Annotated in this window: 12 protein-coding genes, 1 pseudogene and 1 riboswitch; of the genes and pseudogenes, 8 read left to right on the forward strand and 5 right to left on the reverse strand. The window is 73.0% G+C overall.

Features of this window, described 5'->3' with window-relative positions; translation table 11 throughout:
* Positions 1-3: 3 nt before the first annotated feature.
* Together aroA and ACZ37P_RS36965 are read right to left on the reverse strand one after the other, a co-directional pair.
* Positions 4-1,482 carry a 3-phosphoshikimate 1-carboxyvinyltransferase gene (gene aroA, locus ACZ37P_RS36960; RefSeq protein WP_391044350.1) on the reverse strand — a complete coding sequence of 493 codons (1,479 nt, stop codon included), beginning with the start codon at positions 1,480-1,482 and terminating at the stop codon, positions 4-6.
* A 245-nt stretch (positions 1,483-1,727) separates the two neighbouring features.
* Complete coding sequence (locus tag ACZ37P_RS36965; RefSeq protein ID WP_467350846.1) at positions 1,728-2,441, reverse strand: M50 family metallopeptidase; 714 nt, start codon at positions 2,439-2,441, stop codon at positions 1,728-1,730.
* Between the two features lie 108 nt (positions 2,442-2,549).
* Here ACZ37P_RS36965 and ACZ37P_RS36970 point away from each other — a divergent pair, with 108 nt between their 5' ends.
* Positions 2,550-3,365 carry an SOS response-associated peptidase gene (locus tag ACZ37P_RS36970; protein ID WP_401306498.1) on the forward strand — a complete coding sequence of 272 codons (816 nt, stop codon included), beginning with the start codon at positions 2,550-2,552 and terminating at the stop codon, positions 3,363-3,365.
* Entirely contained in the window at positions 3,365-4,072 is a 708-nt protein-coding gene (locus ACZ37P_RS36975) for an alpha/beta hydrolase family protein (protein ID WP_401306495.1), read from the forward strand. Before ACZ37P_RS36970 ends, ACZ37P_RS36975 begins: the two co-directional genes overlap by 1 nt.
* Here the strand turns inward: ACZ37P_RS36975 and ACZ37P_RS36980 are convergent.
* Positions 4,011-4,610, reverse strand: coding sequence for a helix-turn-helix domain-containing protein (locus ACZ37P_RS36980; RefSeq protein ID WP_355347341.1), 600 nt, complete (start codon positions 4,608-4,610; stop codon positions 4,011-4,013). The genes ACZ37P_RS36975 and ACZ37P_RS36980 overlap by 62 nt on opposite strands.
* A gap of 408 nt (positions 4,611-5,018) precedes the next feature.
* Here ACZ37P_RS36980 and ACZ37P_RS36985 point away from each other — a divergent pair, with 408 nt between their 5' ends.
* The 6 genes and pseudogenes from ACZ37P_RS36985 to def all read left to right on the forward strand — a co-directional run bounded on the left by ACZ37P_RS36985 (position 5,019) and on the right by def (position 11,425).
* Entirely contained in the window at positions 5,019-5,684 is a 666-nt protein-coding gene (locus ACZ37P_RS36985) for a sigma-70 family RNA polymerase sigma factor (RefSeq protein ID WP_391044361.1), read from the forward strand.
* The gene (rsrA, locus tag ACZ37P_RS36990) at positions 5,681-6,004 is read left to right on the forward strand and encodes a mycothiol system anti-sigma-R factor (RefSeq protein ID WP_355347335.1); all 324 of its coding nucleotides are present in this window, start codon (positions 5,681-5,683) and stop codon (positions 6,002-6,004) included. The genes ACZ37P_RS36985 and rsrA overlap by 4 nt, the downstream gene beginning before the upstream one ends.
* 317 nt (positions 6,005-6,321) lie before the next feature.
* Complete coding sequence (locus tag ACZ37P_RS36995) at positions 6,322-7,665, forward strand: HD-GYP domain-containing protein (protein WP_467350850.1); 1,344 nt, start codon at positions 6,322-6,324, stop codon at positions 7,663-7,665.
* An 821-nt stretch (positions 7,666-8,486) separates the two neighbouring features.
* Positions 8,487-9,419 (forward strand): annotated as a pseudogene (locus tag ACZ37P_RS37000) (HD-GYP domain-containing protein); the annotation flags it as partial.
* A gap of 192 nt (positions 9,420-9,611) precedes the next feature.
* Positions 9,612-10,607: a tetratricopeptide repeat protein gene (locus ACZ37P_RS37005; protein ID WP_188283420.1), complete on the forward strand. Its 996-nt coding sequence runs from the start codon at positions 9,612-9,614 to the stop codon at positions 10,605-10,607.
* A 131-nt stretch (positions 10,608-10,738) separates the two neighbouring features.
* Entirely contained in the window at positions 10,739-11,425 is a 687-nt protein-coding gene (gene def, locus ACZ37P_RS37010) for a peptide deformylase (RefSeq protein ID WP_467350852.1), read from the forward strand.
* Between the two features lie 98 nt (positions 11,426-11,523).
* Here def and ACZ37P_RS37015 read toward each other — a convergent pair whose 3' ends face one another.
* Positions 11,524-12,537 carry a ribonucleotide-diphosphate reductase subunit beta gene (locus ACZ37P_RS37015; protein ID WP_355347326.1) on the reverse strand — a complete coding sequence of 338 codons (1,014 nt, stop codon included), beginning with the start codon at positions 12,535-12,537 and terminating at the stop codon, positions 11,524-11,526.
* A complete protein-coding gene (locus ACZ37P_RS37020; protein WP_467350888.1) occupies positions 12,537-14,942 on the reverse strand; it encodes a ribonucleoside-diphosphate reductase subunit alpha in 2,406 nt (801 codons plus the stop codon). Before ACZ37P_RS37020 ends, ACZ37P_RS37015 begins: the two co-directional genes overlap by 1 nt.
* Before the next feature lie 230 nt (positions 14,943-15,172).
* Positions 15,173-15,271, reverse strand: a riboswitch (cobalamin riboswitch).
* Between the last annotated feature and the right edge of the window lie 60 nt (positions 15,272-15,331).

Genomic DNA, 15,331 nt, shown 5'->3' on the forward strand with positions numbered 1-15,331 from the left:
TCCTCAGCCCCGGCCCGGCGCGGTGGTGTCCGCTGTGTCTGCCGTGTCCGTCGCGTCCGCCGTATCCGTCGGGTCCGCTGTGCCGGTTGTCTCCGCTGTCTCGGTCGTCTCCGGTGCGGCGGCGCCCGGGGTGACGGCGCCCGGCGTGGAGATCCCCGGCGCGGGCGCGCGGCCCGCGAGCATCGCCGTCCACAGCTCGGGGAATTCGGGCAGGGTCTTCGCGGTCGTCGCCACGTTCTCCACCTGGACGCCGTCCACGGTCAGGCCCAGGACGGCCGCGGCGGTCGCCAGCCGGTGGTCCTCGTAGGTGTGGAAGACCCCGCCGTGCAGGGTGGTCGGCCGGATGCGCAGGCCGTCCTCGGTCTCGGTGACGTCACCGCCCAGCTCGTTGATCTCCTTGGCCAGCGCGGCCAGCCGGTCGGTCTCGTGCAGCCGCAGATGCGCGATGCCGGTCAGCACACTCTCGCCCTCGGCCAGCGCCGCGACCGCCGCGATCACCGGGGTCAGCTCGCCGACCTCGTGCAGATCGGCGGTGATGCCGAGCACCCGGCCGGTGCCGCTGAGGGTCAGCCCCTGCTCGGTCAGCTCGTACGAGCCGCCCATCGCGGTGAACAGCGTGCGCAGCGCGTCACCCGGCTGGGTGGTGCGGCGCGGCCAGTCCGGGATGGTCACCCGGCCGCCGGTGATCAGCGCGGCGGCCAGGAACGGCGCCGCGTTGGACAGGTCGGGCTCCACCGTCAGGTCCCGGCCGAGCAGCGCGCTCGGCGCCACCCGCCACACATTGCGCGCGCCGCCGTCCTGCGGGGCGTCCACCTTGGCGCCGGCCTTCCGCAGCATGTCCACGGTCATCCGGATGTGCGGCTGGGACGGCAGGCTGCGGCCGGTGTGCCGCAGTTCGAGGCCCCGGTTGAACCGCGGCGCGGACAGCAGCAGCGCGCTGACGAACTGCGAGGACGACGACGCGTCCACGGACACGCTCCCGCCGGACAGCGAGCCCGCGCCGTTCACGGTCAGCGGCAGGGAGCCGCGGCCCTCGTCGTCGATCCTGGCCCCCAGCGCGCGCAGCGCGTCGATCACGCCGTGCAGCGGACGCTCGTACGCCCGCGCGTCGCCCTCGAAGCGGACCGGGCCGTCGGCGAGCGCGGCGACCGGCGGCAGGAAGCGCATCACGGTGCCCGCGTTGCCGACGTCGATCCGGGCGGGGCCGTGCAGCCCGGCCGGGATGATCCGCCACGCCTCGCCGCCGGACGGGTTGACCGTCTCGTCGATCTGCACGCCCATGGCGCGCAGCGCGTCGGCCATCAGGACCGTGTCGCGGCTGCGCAGCGGACGGCGCACCCATCCGGGTTCGGTGGAGTGCGCGGCGAGCACCAGAGCGCGGTTGGTCACCGACTTCGAGCCGGGCACCGTGACGGTCGCGTCCACGGCGCGGGGCGCGGTCGGGGCCGGCCAGAGGGCGGTCTGCGCGGTGCTGTCGCTCATGGGGCCCAAGCGTAGTGGCTCAGGCACAGGGAGATAGGACGGCGAATGCGGCGAAATCTGCCGGAAACAGGTGCTGTCACTCTCGGCCACATGCGCCGGGGTCGTGCGCCGGGCTCATGCGCGGGGCCAGTGCCGTGGGTCTGTGCGCCGGTCTGCCCCCGTTGCCCCGGCCGTTCTCTCCGCCGGGGCCGCCACGGCCGTCACGGTGGGTGTTCCCCGTCACTCCCGTCACCGCGGTCACCGCGTTATTGGAGGAGCAGCCACCGGGCGCCGCCCACCAGCGAGCAGATCGCGACCGCGTAGAACAGGAGCAGCCACAGGGCCGCCGGAGTGTGCGTGAGCCGGGCGAGCTGGTCCGCGTCCGAGGTGCCGGAGCGCTCACGGCGCCGCGTACGTTGCAGCTCGGCGACCGGCCGCGCGCCGCCGACCAGCAGGAACCACACCACCAGATACGCGAACGCCGCCTGTACCTGCGCCTTGGTCAGCCAGGACACCAACAGGAAGATCGCCCCGGTGACCACCACGGTCAGCGCCCCGTACGCGTTGCGGATCATCACGAGCATGACCAGCAGCAGCGCCGTCGCGCCCCACAGCAGCGCGGTGATGTGGCCGGATGCCAGCAGCCCCGCGCCCGCAAGGCCCAGCAGCGGCGGCGCGGTGTACCCGGCGGCGGCCGTCAGCACCATGCCCACGCCGTGCGGCTTGCCGCGCGAGACGGTCAGGCCCGAGGTGTCCGAGTGCAGGCGTATGCCCTCCAGGCGCCGCCCGGTCAGCAGCGCGAGCAGCCCGTGACCGCCCTCGTGCGCGATCGTCACCGCGTTGCGCGTGACCTGCCACACCCGCCGCAGCAGTACGGCCGCCAGCGCGAGCAGCGCCGTCGCGCCGATCAGCCAGCGCGAGGGATCGGGCTGTGTCCCCGTCAGCCGGTCCCACATCTCGGTGACGCTCGCGACGTTCATGACGTGGCCAGTCCTTGCTACTAGGGGGCTGCGGAGGGGGGTGCCGGGGGCTTGCGAAAGGGCGGACCGTGGGCCGTTCGGGTCCACGGTCGTGGCAGTCTGGCACCTATGTGCGGTCGATATGCGGCGAGCCGGAAACCAGAGGATCTCGCAGGACTCTTCGAAGTCCGTAAGTGGGACCCCACCGAGACCATCGCCCCCGATTGGAACGTCGCGCCGACGAAGGACGTCTACGCGGTGCTTGACCGTCCCGTGCGCGACTCCGGTTCCCCGGAACCGGTCAGACAGTTGCGCGTGCTGCGCTGGGGCCTGGTCCCGTCGTGGGCCAAGTCGCCGGAAGGAGCGGCCAAGCTGATCAACGCGCGGGCCGAGACGGTGCACGAGAAGCCGTCCTTCCGCCGCGCGCTCACCGCCCGGCGCTGCCTGATACCCGCCGACGGCTATTACGAGTGGGTGACGGCGCCCGAGGAGCGCGCGCTGGAGGAGCAGGGCAGGAAGAAGCGGTCCCGCAAACAGCCGTATTTCGTGACGCCCGCCGACGGCTCGGTGATGGCGATGGCCGGGCTGTACGAGTTCTGGCGCGACCGGACGCTGCCCGACGACCACCCGATGGCCTGGTGGGCCACCTGCACGGTGATCACCACGGCGGCCGAGACCGACACCCTGGCCGGATACGCGGGCGAGGGTCCGCGCTCGCTCACCGACATCCACCCCCGGATGCCGCTGATGATGACCCCCGACCGCTGGAACGCCTGGCTCGACCCGGCCACCACCGACCCCGACACGCTCGGCGCTCTGCTCGCCCCGCCGCCCGGCGGCCTGATGCGCGCCTATCCGGTCGGCACCGGTGTGAGCAGTGTGAAGAACAACGGACCGGAGCTGCTGACGGAGCTGGAGGCACCCGAGGAGGAGACGCTGTTCTGATGACAGCACGCGCAGCACACACAGCGTCCCCGTCCCCCGAGCGGTCGGTGGAAACGGTCGGCACCCCCGCGGGCGAGGCCCGCGTCACCTGGCACCGCGCCCGCGCCGCCCGCGCGGTCCTCGCGCTCGGCCACGGCGCGGGCGGCGGCATCGAGGCCCGCGACCTGGCCGCGCTCGCGGCGGCGCTGCCCGCGCACGGCGTGACCGTGGCACTGGTCGAGCAGCCCTGGCGGGTGGCGGGCAAGAAGCTGGCGCCCGCGCCCAAGACGCTGGACACCGGGTGGACGGCGGTGTGGCCCGCGCTGGCGGAGCCGGGGCTGCCGGTGGTCGCGGGCGGACGCAGCGCCGGCGCCCGGGTGGCCTGCCGTACGGCGAAGGAGCTGGGCGCCGCGGCCGTCCTCGCGCTGTCCTTCCCGCTGCACCCGCCGGGGAAGCCGGAGAAGTCCCGCGCGGCCGAGCTGGACCTGGGCGCCGCGGCCGGGCCGCTGCTGATCGTGCAGGGCGGCAACGACACCTTCGGGCGGCCCGCGGAGTTCCCCGCCGGGTACGAACCGGTCGAGGTGCCGTACGGCGATCACTCGTTCGCCGTACCCAAGCGCGCGGAGTTGACGCAGGACGCGGCGCTGGCCGTGCTGACCGGGGCCGTCAGCGACTGGCTGGCCGGGCTCGGACATGCATCCGCTCGCCCTGGCGGCCGAAAAGACTGAGCACCTCGACGGTCTCGTGCCCCGCGGGCCCGAACCAGTGCGGCAGCCGGGTGTCGAACTCGGCTGCCTCGCCCGCCCGCAGCTCCAGATCCTTGTCGGCGAGCAGCAGCCGCAGCCGCCCGGAGAGCACGTAGATCCACTCGTAGCCCTCGTGGGTGCGCTGCTCACAGGGCTTGTTCGGCTCGATGATCATCTTGTACGCCTGAAGCGCGCCGGGGTGCCGGGTCAGCGGCAGCACCGTCATGTGGTCCATCTTGCGCGGCACCGTGCGCACCCGCGGGTCGCCGACCTCGGGCGCGCCCACCAGTTCGTCCAGCGGCATCTGGTGCGCGCGGGCCAGCGGCAGCAGCAGTTCGAGGGTGGCGCGCCGCTGCCCCGACTCCAGCCGCGACAAGGTGCTCACCGAGATCCCGGTCGCCTCCGCCAGCGCGGCCAGCGTCACCCCGCGCTCCAGCCGCGCCGCCCGCAACCGCGGCCCGACCTCGGCCAGAGTGCGCTCGACGCCGTCGTCCGTGCCCTTGGGTGCTTTCTCCGCCATGCGCCGATTTTGCCATACCGGCAAGCACGTTTGCCGTACGACCCCGGCGCGAACTCCGGACCACCGCCGTGCGACTTCCGCGCGATCCGCCCGCGCGCCCCCTGTGCCACCGGGAATGAGCCGCGCGATACCGGTGTTGTGCGAATCGGCAGAACGATTCGATCCCGCATTGACGAAGCAATCCGTGAGATCTGTGAGAGAGGCAGCCGCATGGTTTCAGCCGCTTGCCGGTCCCGCGCAGAGGCCGCACAGGCCACCGCGCGACCGGACGCAGCCGCGCCCTACCTGAACTGGGCCGAATGGCCGGTCAAGGACGACGGCAAGGGCGCATCCGGCACGTCGATCTCCAGCGGGATATCCTCCGGAACAGGCGTGGCCGCTTTTGGGCGCGCTGACGTTTCTGAGGAGGTGGGTGCGGTCACCGGCACCGACGACAGCACGGCGGAAAACGCGAGTGCGTCCGGTGAGGCAGCACAGGAGAGCAGCGCGGAGCGCACCGAGCGCTTCGAGCGGGACGCCCTTGGCTTCCTCGACCAGATGTACTCGGCCGCGCTGCGGATGACCCGCAATCCGGCCGACGCGGAAGACCTCGTCCAGGAGACGTACGCGAAGGCGTACGCCTCCTTCCACCAGTTCCGTGAGGGCACCAACCTCAAGGCGTGGCTCTACCGCATTCTCACCAACAGCTTCATCAACTCCTACCGCAAGAAGCAGCGCGAACCGCTGCGCAGCGGCTCGGAGGAGATCGAGGACTGGCAGCTCGCACGAGCCGAATCCCATATGTCGACCGGCCTGCGCTCCGCGGAGTCCCAGGCGCTCGACCACCTGCCCGACTCCGACGTGAAGGCGGCGTTGCAGACGATCCCCGAGGAGTTCCGCATCGCGGTCTACCTCGCGGACGTCGAGGGCTTTGCCTACAAGGAGATCGCGGACATCATGGGAACACCCATCGGCACAGTGATGTCCCGGCTGCACCGCGGGCGTCGCCAGTTGCGTGAGCTGCTGGAGGACTATGCGCGGGACCGCGGTCTTGTACCCGCGGGCGCGGCGGATGAGAAGGGCGCGGATTCATGAGTTGCGGCGACGCACATGAGACGGACTGCTCGGAGGTGCTCGGCCACCTCTACGAGTACCTCGACAACGAGATGCCCGACGAGAGCTGCGCCAAGTTCAAGGAGCACTTCGACGAGTGCCACCCGTGCCTGGAGAAGTACGGCCTCGAACAGGCCGTCAAGAAGCTCGTCAAGCGGTGCTGCGGCTCCGACGACGTGCCGACCGACCTCCGTTCGAAGGTCATGATGCGGATCGAGCTGATCCGCTCCGGTGAGGTCGCCCCGGTCCCGGACCAGGCGCCCGACATCCTCGCCACCCCGACCGAGGCCGAGGCCCGCTAGCTCCTGTCTCCACCGCCGGGCGCGCCAGGGCTTCCCCGCCGCCGTCGGCCACCGCCGGGACACCCCCCGGCACCCCTTCATCCCGGCTCGTACCCCGTTGCGCTTGTGGACGGGGTTCGGGCGTTCGGACGAGGGCGCATACGCCTCACGTCACCCGTGCGGGTGAGCGTCGGGTCCCACGGACGGCCCAACGCCGGCAAACGCCTCTTCCACGACGGGCGCGGCCCTATCCTCCTGACTCTCAACGGGCCGGGAGCCGATCGGGCCGCGCCCGCCGCGCGTTCGCGCACGTTCGCGTACGGAGGAGGCCGCCTCTCGTGTCCGCCATGCCGACACCCGCACGGGTCACCGTGGCCGCCGTGTGCGCCGCCGGGACGCTGTGCGCCGCGCCCGCCCTGCGGCCCGCCACCGCGTGGGGGACCGTCGCCGTACTTGCCGCCCTGTACGCGCTGTGCGAGCCCGGCGTGCTCCCCGACCGCGCCGCGGGCCGCCACCCGCCCGCCGCCGTCGGCCCGTTCCTGCCCGTCCTGCTGGCCGCCGCCCTGCTGCTGCCCCCGGCCGCCGCCGCGCTGGTGGCCGTCCCCGGCTCGCTCGCGGGGCGCGTGGAGCAGGAGCCGCGCCGCGTACGGCGGCTGTGGCGCGCCGCCCACCTGGCCGTCGCCGTCTGGGCCGCCGCGCTCGCCGCCCGGCTGCTCGACGGCCCCCGCGCGCTGGCCGCCGCCGACCTGCCGTACGCGCTGCTGCCCGCGACCGCCGCCGCGCTCGTCCTCTGCGTCACCGCCACCGCGCTCACCGGCGCCGTCCTGGTCACCGCCGAGGGCCGCACACCGCGCGCGGCCTGGGGCGCCCCGCTGCTCGGCGGCCTCGCCCCGCACCTGACCTACGGCCTCGTCGCCCTCATGACCGCCGTCCTGTGGCAGGCCCGCTACGGCGCCTTCGCCGCGGTGCTCGTACCGCTGCCGATGTACGCGGCCTGCTGGGGATTCGCCCGCGCCCGCCGGGAACGCGACGCCCACCGGGCGACCGTGCGCGCGCTCGTCCAGGCCGTCGAGATCAAGGACCACTACACGCGCGGGCACAGTGAACGCGTGGGCCGCGCCTCGGTGTTCATCGCCCGCGAACTGGGCATGCCCGAACCCCGCGTCGACGCCCTGCGGTTCGCCGGAATCCTGCACGACATCGGCAAACTCGGCGTCCCCACCCGCCTGTTGCGCAAGAACGGGCCGCTGACCCCGGCCGAGCGGCGGGTGGTCGAGCTGCACCCGGAGTACGGGCACGAGATGGTCCGCGGCATCGCCTTCCTCGGCGAGGCGCGGGACGCGATCCTGCACCACCACGAACGCCTCGACGGCAGCGGCTACCCGCACGGGCTCGCGGGCGACCAGATCCCGGAATTCGCCCGCGTGGTCGCCGTCGCGGACGCCTTCGACGCCATGACGTCCACCCGCTCCTACCGGCGCGCCCGGCCGGTTCGCGCCGCGCTCGACGAACTCCACGCCTGCGCCGGTACGCACTTCGACCCGGCGATGGTCGCCGCTCTGACGCGTGCGCTGGCGCACCACTCCTGGCCGGTGGCCGCCTCGGGGCCGGTCGGCGCCACCACCGCCGGGCGGGGCCCGCTGCTTCTTCCGGCCGCCGTCTCCACGCCGGTGCCGCGATGAGGGCCCGGCTCGTCCGGGGCGTGTACGGCGCCGCCCTCACCCTGACGGCCGCCGCCGTCGCGCGTACCGCCCTCACCGGCCTCTCCGCGCCCGGCACCGCCCTCGCCTTCGCCGCCGTCATCGCCGTGGGCGTCACCTTCCGCCTTCCCGCCCCCCTCGCCCCTCTCGCCTTCGGGGTCGACCGCGACACCGCGCCTCTCGCCACGGCGACGGCTCTCGCCTACGCCCTCCTGGCGCCGGGCCGCCACGGCCTCGCCCAAACCGTGGCCGTCTCCGCCCTCGCGGCCGCCGTCCCGCTGACCCTGAGCCGCCCCCGCCACGCAGCCGCCCCCGCCCCGCCCCCCTCACCCAGGTGGGCGCCCCCCAGGGCCGCGGCGGCCGCGGGCCCCTTGCGCAGGTGGCTGCCCCCCAGGGCCGCGGCGGGCGCGGGTCCCTTGCGCAGGTGGCTGCCCCCCAGGGCCGCGGCGGGCGCGGGTCCCTTGCGCAGGTGGCTGCCCCGTAGGGGCGCGGGGAACTGCGCGCTCAGCCACGATGCTCCCGCAGGTCACCACCCGCCCCGGCGGGGCAGTTCGGTTGTCCCCGGACCACCGGCCGGTGGGGGCGGGCCGCGCAGTTCCCCGCGCCCCTTCGGGGCGCACCCCCCTGGGCAGGCGGACCCTCCTGCGGGGGCGCACCCTCCTGGGCAGGCGCGCCCGCGCGGCGGCAGCCGCACATCAGACGCAGCCCCGCGCCCCTTCGGGGCGGACCCTCCTGGGCAGGCGGACCCTCCTGCGGGGGCGGACCCTCCTGGGGAGGGGCGCCTGGGTTCGGGGCGGTATGGGGGGCCGGGGGCCAAGGGGGACGGTGAGGTGCGGCGGGTCGCGGCAGCGACCTTCGCCGGGGTGTGCGCCCAACCCTTCGCGGGAGGCGAAGGCCCCGCGTACGCCGCCGCACTCCTGGCGGTCCTCGGCCTGACGGCGCTGTGCGACGCGGCGCTGGCGGCGGCCCTGGGCGCGGCCAGGACCGGCCACCCGTACGCCCCGGCATTGCGCGACGAGGTGCGGGCGCTGGCGGGGATGGCCAGCGCGGTGTGCGCGGGCGGTGTGGTGATGGCGCTGGCGGTCGCGACGGCCGGGCTGTGGGCGCTGCCGATGGCCGCGGCGCCGCTGCTGCTGGCGCAGATGTCGCTGCGGGGCCAGGCGGCGGTGCGGGCCACGTACCGGCAGACGATCGGGTCGCTGGCGCGGGCCACCGAGGTGGCCGGGTACACACCGGAGGGGCACGCGCGGCGGGTGAGCGAGCTGGCGACGGCGGTCGGCAGGGAGCTGGGCCTGCCCGCCCGCCACCTGATGCTGCTGGAGTACGCGGCGCTGATGCACGACATCGGCCAGCTCTCGCTGGTCGACCCAGTGCCGCGCGGGGCGACGGAGCCGCTGGACGGCGAGCGGCAGCGCGCCATCGCCGCGCTCGGCGGCGAGGTGGTGCGGCAGACCGGCGCCCCGGCCGAGGTGGCGCTGATCGTGGAGCGGCAGGCGCACCCGTACCGGGAACAGCCGTTGGCGGGCCGGATCGTCCGGGCCGTCAACGCCTACGAGGACCTGACGGGGGAGCCGGGCGCGGCCCTCGGCCACCGGCTCGCGGCGGTCGAGCGGCTGCGGTTGGCGACCGCACGTGAGTACGATCCGCAGGTGGTGGCGGCACTCACCAGGGTGCTCGCACGGCGCCCCACCTGGGCATGGTTGGATGCCCACGGGAGTGGCAAGGGTGTCGAGTGAGGAAGCGCGCTCACCGGGGCGCCGCGGACCGCACGGACCGGGTCGCCGGCCCCGGGGGACGGGGGCGACGGCCGGGCTGAGACAACGGCCAAAATGTGCAAGGTTGGAGTCGTACGGGGGGACGCGATCGTAGTGGTGCGGGAAGGCGACGTCCTGGCAGTGATCGGCTGAGCGGGCAGGCGGGTAACGACGTTGAACATCTTCGGAAGAGTGCGGCACCGGCCGTCGCCCACGTGGCGGCAGGCCACTGACCGGGCGTTCTCGCTGATCGGCGACGGCCGTTACGAGGACGCCGGAGCGCTGCTGACCCGAGCCGCCGATCTGGAGCCGTGGCTGTCGGAGTCCTGGTACAACCTCGCGCTGCTGCACAAGTTCCGGCACGACTGGGCGCAGGCCCGGATCGCCGGGCTGCGCGCGGTGGCGCTGCTCGACCGCCCGGTCGGCTCCCCCGACTGGTGGAACCTGGGCATCGCCGCCACCGCCGTGCAGGACTGGCCGCTGGCCCGCCGCGCCTGGCAGGCGTACGGCCTGCGGATGCCCGCGGGCACCGCGAGTCACAACGGCGAGGAGTCGGTACGGCTGCCGCTGGGCAGCGCCGCCGTACGGCTGTCGCCCGAGGGCGAGGCCGAGGTCGTGTGGGGCCGCAGGCTCGACCCGGCGCGGGTCGAGGTGCTCTCCATCCCGCTGCCGTCGTCCGGGCGCCGCTGGGGCGAGGTCGTGCTGCACGACGGCGTCCCGCACGGCGAGCGCGCCACCGCCGACACCGCGGGCGGCGCGGTCTACCCCGTCTTCGACGAGATCGAGCTGTGGGCGCCGTCCCCGGTGCCGACCTGGCTGGTTCTCCTTGAAGCGGACACGGCCGCCGACCGCGACGCGCTGGAGCGGCTGGCGGCGGAGGCCGGATACGCGGCCGAGGACTGGTCGTCGTCCGTCCGGCTGCTGTGCCGCACCTGTTCGGAGAGCCGGATGCCCACCGACGACGGCTCGATGGCCACGCGCGACCCGCACGACCACGGTGAGCCCGGTCACCCCGGCCACCTCAGCCACCACAGCGCGGGTGTGCGTTGGTCGCCGGAGCGCGAGTGCGGGATCGCCGCCCCCGCGTCCCTGGTCCGCGGCCTGCTCGACGGCTGGGTCGCCGACAGCCCGGACACCCGGGACTGGCGGGACCTCGAAGAGGTCTGCTGAACCGCACGCCCTGAACCCCGTGCCCCGAACGGCGAGGTGCGACGAACCACGAGGTGTGGGGAACACCGTCGTGCGCGGACCCGTACCCTAGGGGGGTTCGTTTACGGGTTCGCGGAAGGCGTACGGCGCAGATGTCCCAGCAGCACACCGAGCACGGCCACGGTCACCAGCACCACCACGGGCATGACCACGACCACGCGCACAGCCACGACGCGGCCGCCGAAGGCTTCCTCGACGACGTGACCGACGCGCAGGCGCGCGAACTGGCGTACCGCGAGCGCGGCACCGTCCGCCCGATCACCGTGGTCGGCAACCCGGTGCTGCACCGGGAGTGCAAGGACGTCACGTCCTTCGACGACGACCTGGACGCGCTGATCGCCGACATGTTCGCCAGCCAGCGCGCCGCCGAGGGCGTGGGCCTGGCCGCCAACCAGATCGGCGTCGACCTCAAGGTCTTCGTCTACGACTGCCCGGACGACGACGACAACCGGCACGTCGGCGTCGTCTGCAACCCCGTACTGGACGAACTGCCCGCCGACCGGCGCCGCCTGGACGACTCCAACGAGGGCTGCCTGTCCGTCCCCGGCGCCTACATGGAACTGGCCCGCCCCGACTACGCGGTGGTGCGCGGCCAGAACGCCAAGGGCGAGCCGATCGTCGTCCACGGCAGCGGCTACTTCGCCCGCTGCCTCCAGCACGAGACCGACCACCTCTACGGCCGCCTCTACATCGACCGTCTCTCCAAGCGCGACCGCAAAGACGTCATGAAGCAAATGGCCGAGGCCACCCCGAAGTTCGAGACGGTCCCCAACGACTGACCCGCCCCGCCCCGCGCGCCCGCCCGACGGGAAAGGGGCGGCGGAAGGCTCATCGCCTTCCGCCGCCCCTTTCGCCGTTGACCGTTCCGGCCCCGGGTCTAGAAGTCCTCGTCCAGGGCGAAGCTGCCCTCCACCGCGACCTGGTAGGCGGACGGGCGGCGCTCGAAGAAGTTCGTCAGCTCCTGGACGCCCTGCAACTCCATGAAGGAGAAGGGGTTCTCCGAGCCGTAGACCGGGGGGAAGCCGAGGCGGGCGAGGCGCTGGTCGGCGACGCACTCCAGGTAGGCGCGCATGGACTCGGTGTTCATGCCGGGCAGGCCGTCGCCGCACAGGTCGCGGCCGAACTGGAGCTCGGCCTCGACGGCTTCGCGCAGCATGTCGGTGACCTGCTGCCGCAACTGCTCGTCGAAGAGGTCCGGCTCCTCCTTGCGGACGGTGTCGACCACGTCGAAGGCGAAGCTCATGTGCATGGTCTCGTCGCGGAACACCCAGTTGGTGCCGGTCGCGAGCCCGTGCAGCAGGCCGCGCGAGCGGAACCAGTAGACGTACGCGAAGGCGCCGTAGAAGAACAGGCCCTCGATGCACGCGGCGAAGCAGATCAGGTTGAGCAGGAAGCGGCGGCGGTCGGCCTTGGACTCCAGGCGGTCGATCTTCTCGACCGAGTCCATCCAGCGGAAGCAGAACTGCGCCTTCTCGCGGATCGAGGGGATCTCCTCGACCGCGTCGAAGGCCGCCGCGCGGTCCTCGGGATCGGGCAGGTAGGTGTCGAGCAGCGTCAGATAGAACTGGACGTGCACGGCCTCCTCGAAGAGCTGGCGGGACAGGTACAGCCGCGCCTCGGGGGAGTTGATGTGCTTGTAGAGCGTGAGCACCAGGTTGTTGGAGACGATCGAGTCACCGGTCGCGAAGAACGCGACCAGGCGGCCGATCATGTGCTGCTCGGCGGGGCTGAGCTTGGCGAGGTCGGACACGTCGGAGTGGAGGTCGACCTCCTCCACGGTCCAGGTGTTCTTGATCGCGTCGCGGTAGCGCTCGTAGAAGTCCGGGTAGCGCATCGGACGCAGGGTCAGCTCGAAGCCCGGGTCGAGCAGATTCTTGTCGGTGGACGTCATTACTGGCAGGCCTCGCAGGACTCGGGGTTCTCAAGGGAGCAGGCGATCGCGTCGGCGTCGGCGATCACCGGTACGGGGACGGGGGTGGCGGCCGTCTGCTGCTGGGCGCGGGCCGCGCGGGCGATCCGGGTCGCGGGCCGGGACCGCAGGTAGTACGTCGTCTTCAGGCCCTGCTTCCAGGCGTACGCGTACATCGAGCTGAGCTTGCCGATGGTGGGCGTCTCCAGGAACAGGTTCAGCGACTGGCTCTGGTCGAGGAACGGCGTACGCGCCGCCGCCATGTCGATCAGGCCGCGCTGCGGGATCTCCCACGCCGTGCGGTACAGCTCACGGATCTCGGCCGGAATCCAACTGAAGCCGTTCACCGAGCCGTTGGCCTCGCGCAGCGCCTCGCGGGACTGCGCGTCCCACACGCCGAGCCGCTTGAGGTCGGCGACCAGGTACGAGTTGACCTGGAGGAACTCACCCGACAGCGTCTCGCGCTTGAAGAGGTTGGAGACCTGCGGCTCGATGCACTCGTAGACACCGGCGATGGACGCGATGGTCGCGGTCGGCGCGATGGCCAGCAGCAGCGAATTGCGCATGCCGGTGGTCGCGATCCGGGCGCGCAGCGCCGTCCAGCGCTCCGGCCAGTTCAGCTCGGTCGCGTAGTGGTCGGGGTGCAGCACACCGCGGGCGGTACGGGTCTTGTCCCAGGCGGGCAGCGGGCCCTGCCGCTCGGCGAGGTCGCAGGACGCCTCGTACGCGGCGAGCATGATCCGCTCGGCGATCCGGGTGGACAGCTCGCGCGCCGCGGCCGAGTCGAAGGGCAGCCGCAGCTTGAAGAAGACGTCCTGAAGACCCATCACGCCCAGGCCCACCGGGCGCCACTTGGCGTTGGAGCGGCCCGCCTGCTCGGTCGGGTAGAAGTTGATGTCCACGACCCGGTCGAGGAAGGTCACCGCGGTCCTGACGGTCTCGTCGAGCCGCTCCCAGTCCATCTCGCCGCCCGCGCCGCCCCCCGGGGTGGCGAAGGCGCCCAGGTTCACCGAACCCAGGTTGCACACCGCGGTCTCGCCGTCGTCGGTGACCTCAAGGATCTCGGTGCACAGATTCGAGGAGTGCACGGTACGGCCGGGCTCCGCCGTCTGGTTGGCCGTACGGTTCGAGGCGTCCTTGAAGGTGATCCAGCCGTTGCCGGTCTGCGCGAGGGTCCGCATCATCCGGCCGTACAGCTCGCGCGCCGGGATCGTGCGCTGCGCCAGGCCCTTGGTCTCGGCCCTGCGGTACGCGGCGTCGAAGTCGTCGCCCCACAGGTCGACCAGCTCCGGCACGTCGGACGGCGAGAACAGCGACCAGTCGGCGTCGGTCTCCACGCGGCGCATGAACTCGTCCGGGATCCAGTGCGCCAGGTTCAGATTGTGGGTGCGGCGCGCGTCCTCACCGGTGTTGTCGCGCAGTTCGAGGAACTCCTCGATGTCGGAGTGCCAGGTCTCCAGGTAGACCGCCGCGGCGCCCTTGCGACGGCCGCCCTGGTTGACCGCGGCCACCGACGCGTCCAGCGTCTTCAGGAACGGCACGATGCCGTTGGAGTGGCCGTTGGTGCCGCGGATCAGCGAACCGCGCGAGCGGATCCGGGAGTAGGACAGGCCGATCCCGCCCGCGTGCTTCGACAGCCGCGCCACCTGGTGGTAGCGGTCGTAGATCGAGTCCAGCTCGTCCAGCGGCGAGTCCAGCAGGTAGCAGGAGGACATCTGCGGGTGCCGGGTGCCGGAGTTGAACAGGGTGGGGGAGCTGGGCAGGTAGTCCAGCGCGCTCATCAGCCGGTAGAGCGAGGCGACTTCCTCGGCGGCGCGCACCGAGTCGTCCTCGGCGAGACCGCAGGCCACGCGGAGCATGAAGTGCTGCGGGGTCTCGATCACCTGACGGGTGATGGGGTGCCGCAGCAGGTAGCGGCTGTGCAGGGTGCGCAGGCCGAAGTAGCCGAAGCGGTCGTCCGCGCCGGCGGCCAGCGCCTCGTCCACCAGCGCGTCGAGCCGGGGCTTGTGCAGGGCCACGAAGGCGGCCGTGCGGTCGGCGATCAGGCCCTCGCGGTGCCCGACCGAGACGGACGCGGAGAACGACACCGCGCCCTGGCCCGCGGCCTCTTCGGCGATGGTCGAGGTCAGCAGCCGGGCGGCCAGCCGCGAGTACGCCGGGTCCTCGGAGATCAGCCCGGCCGCCGCCTCGGTGGCCAGGCTGTGCATCTCGGCCGCGTCGGAGGCGGCGTTACGGCCGCGCAGCGCGGCGGCGGCGACCCGGCCGGGGTCGGTGTCGGTCAGGTCGGCGGTGAGCCGCACCAGCGTACGCAGCAGGTCCGCGCCCGGGCCCTCGTCGGGACCGGCGGGAGGTCCGGGGAGAGGTCCGGAGGGGGGAGCCGAGGGAATCCGGGGGGCGACGGTGCGGAGTTCGGCTGAAGCGGGGTCTGCGGGCGCGATGGTCACGGTGGTGCTCTCTCCCTCGAACGCGGCGACGGCCAGGCGGGGAGGAGCGGGTACGCGTGCGGAGGCGCACCCCTGCTCAGGCATGGGCGTGCCGCGACGCGTCCGCCGGCCCAATCCGCGAGGCCCGGACACAACTGCGCCCGTCGCTTGTGGGCGCTACGGGCGCGCTGGCGGCAGGTCCTCGGGCTGTGCGGGCGTACGCCCGCTCACCGTTGCGGGGCAGCGCCGGATTCGCACCGGCTTCCCCTGCTCGACAGCGAAGTTGAGCATACATGTAGTGCCGCGGTTCGCGTGGAAGCCCAGATGTTGTGTCGTGAGGGCGGGTCGCCGGG

Source organism: Streptomyces sp. NPDC024632, from assembly GCF_055559175.1.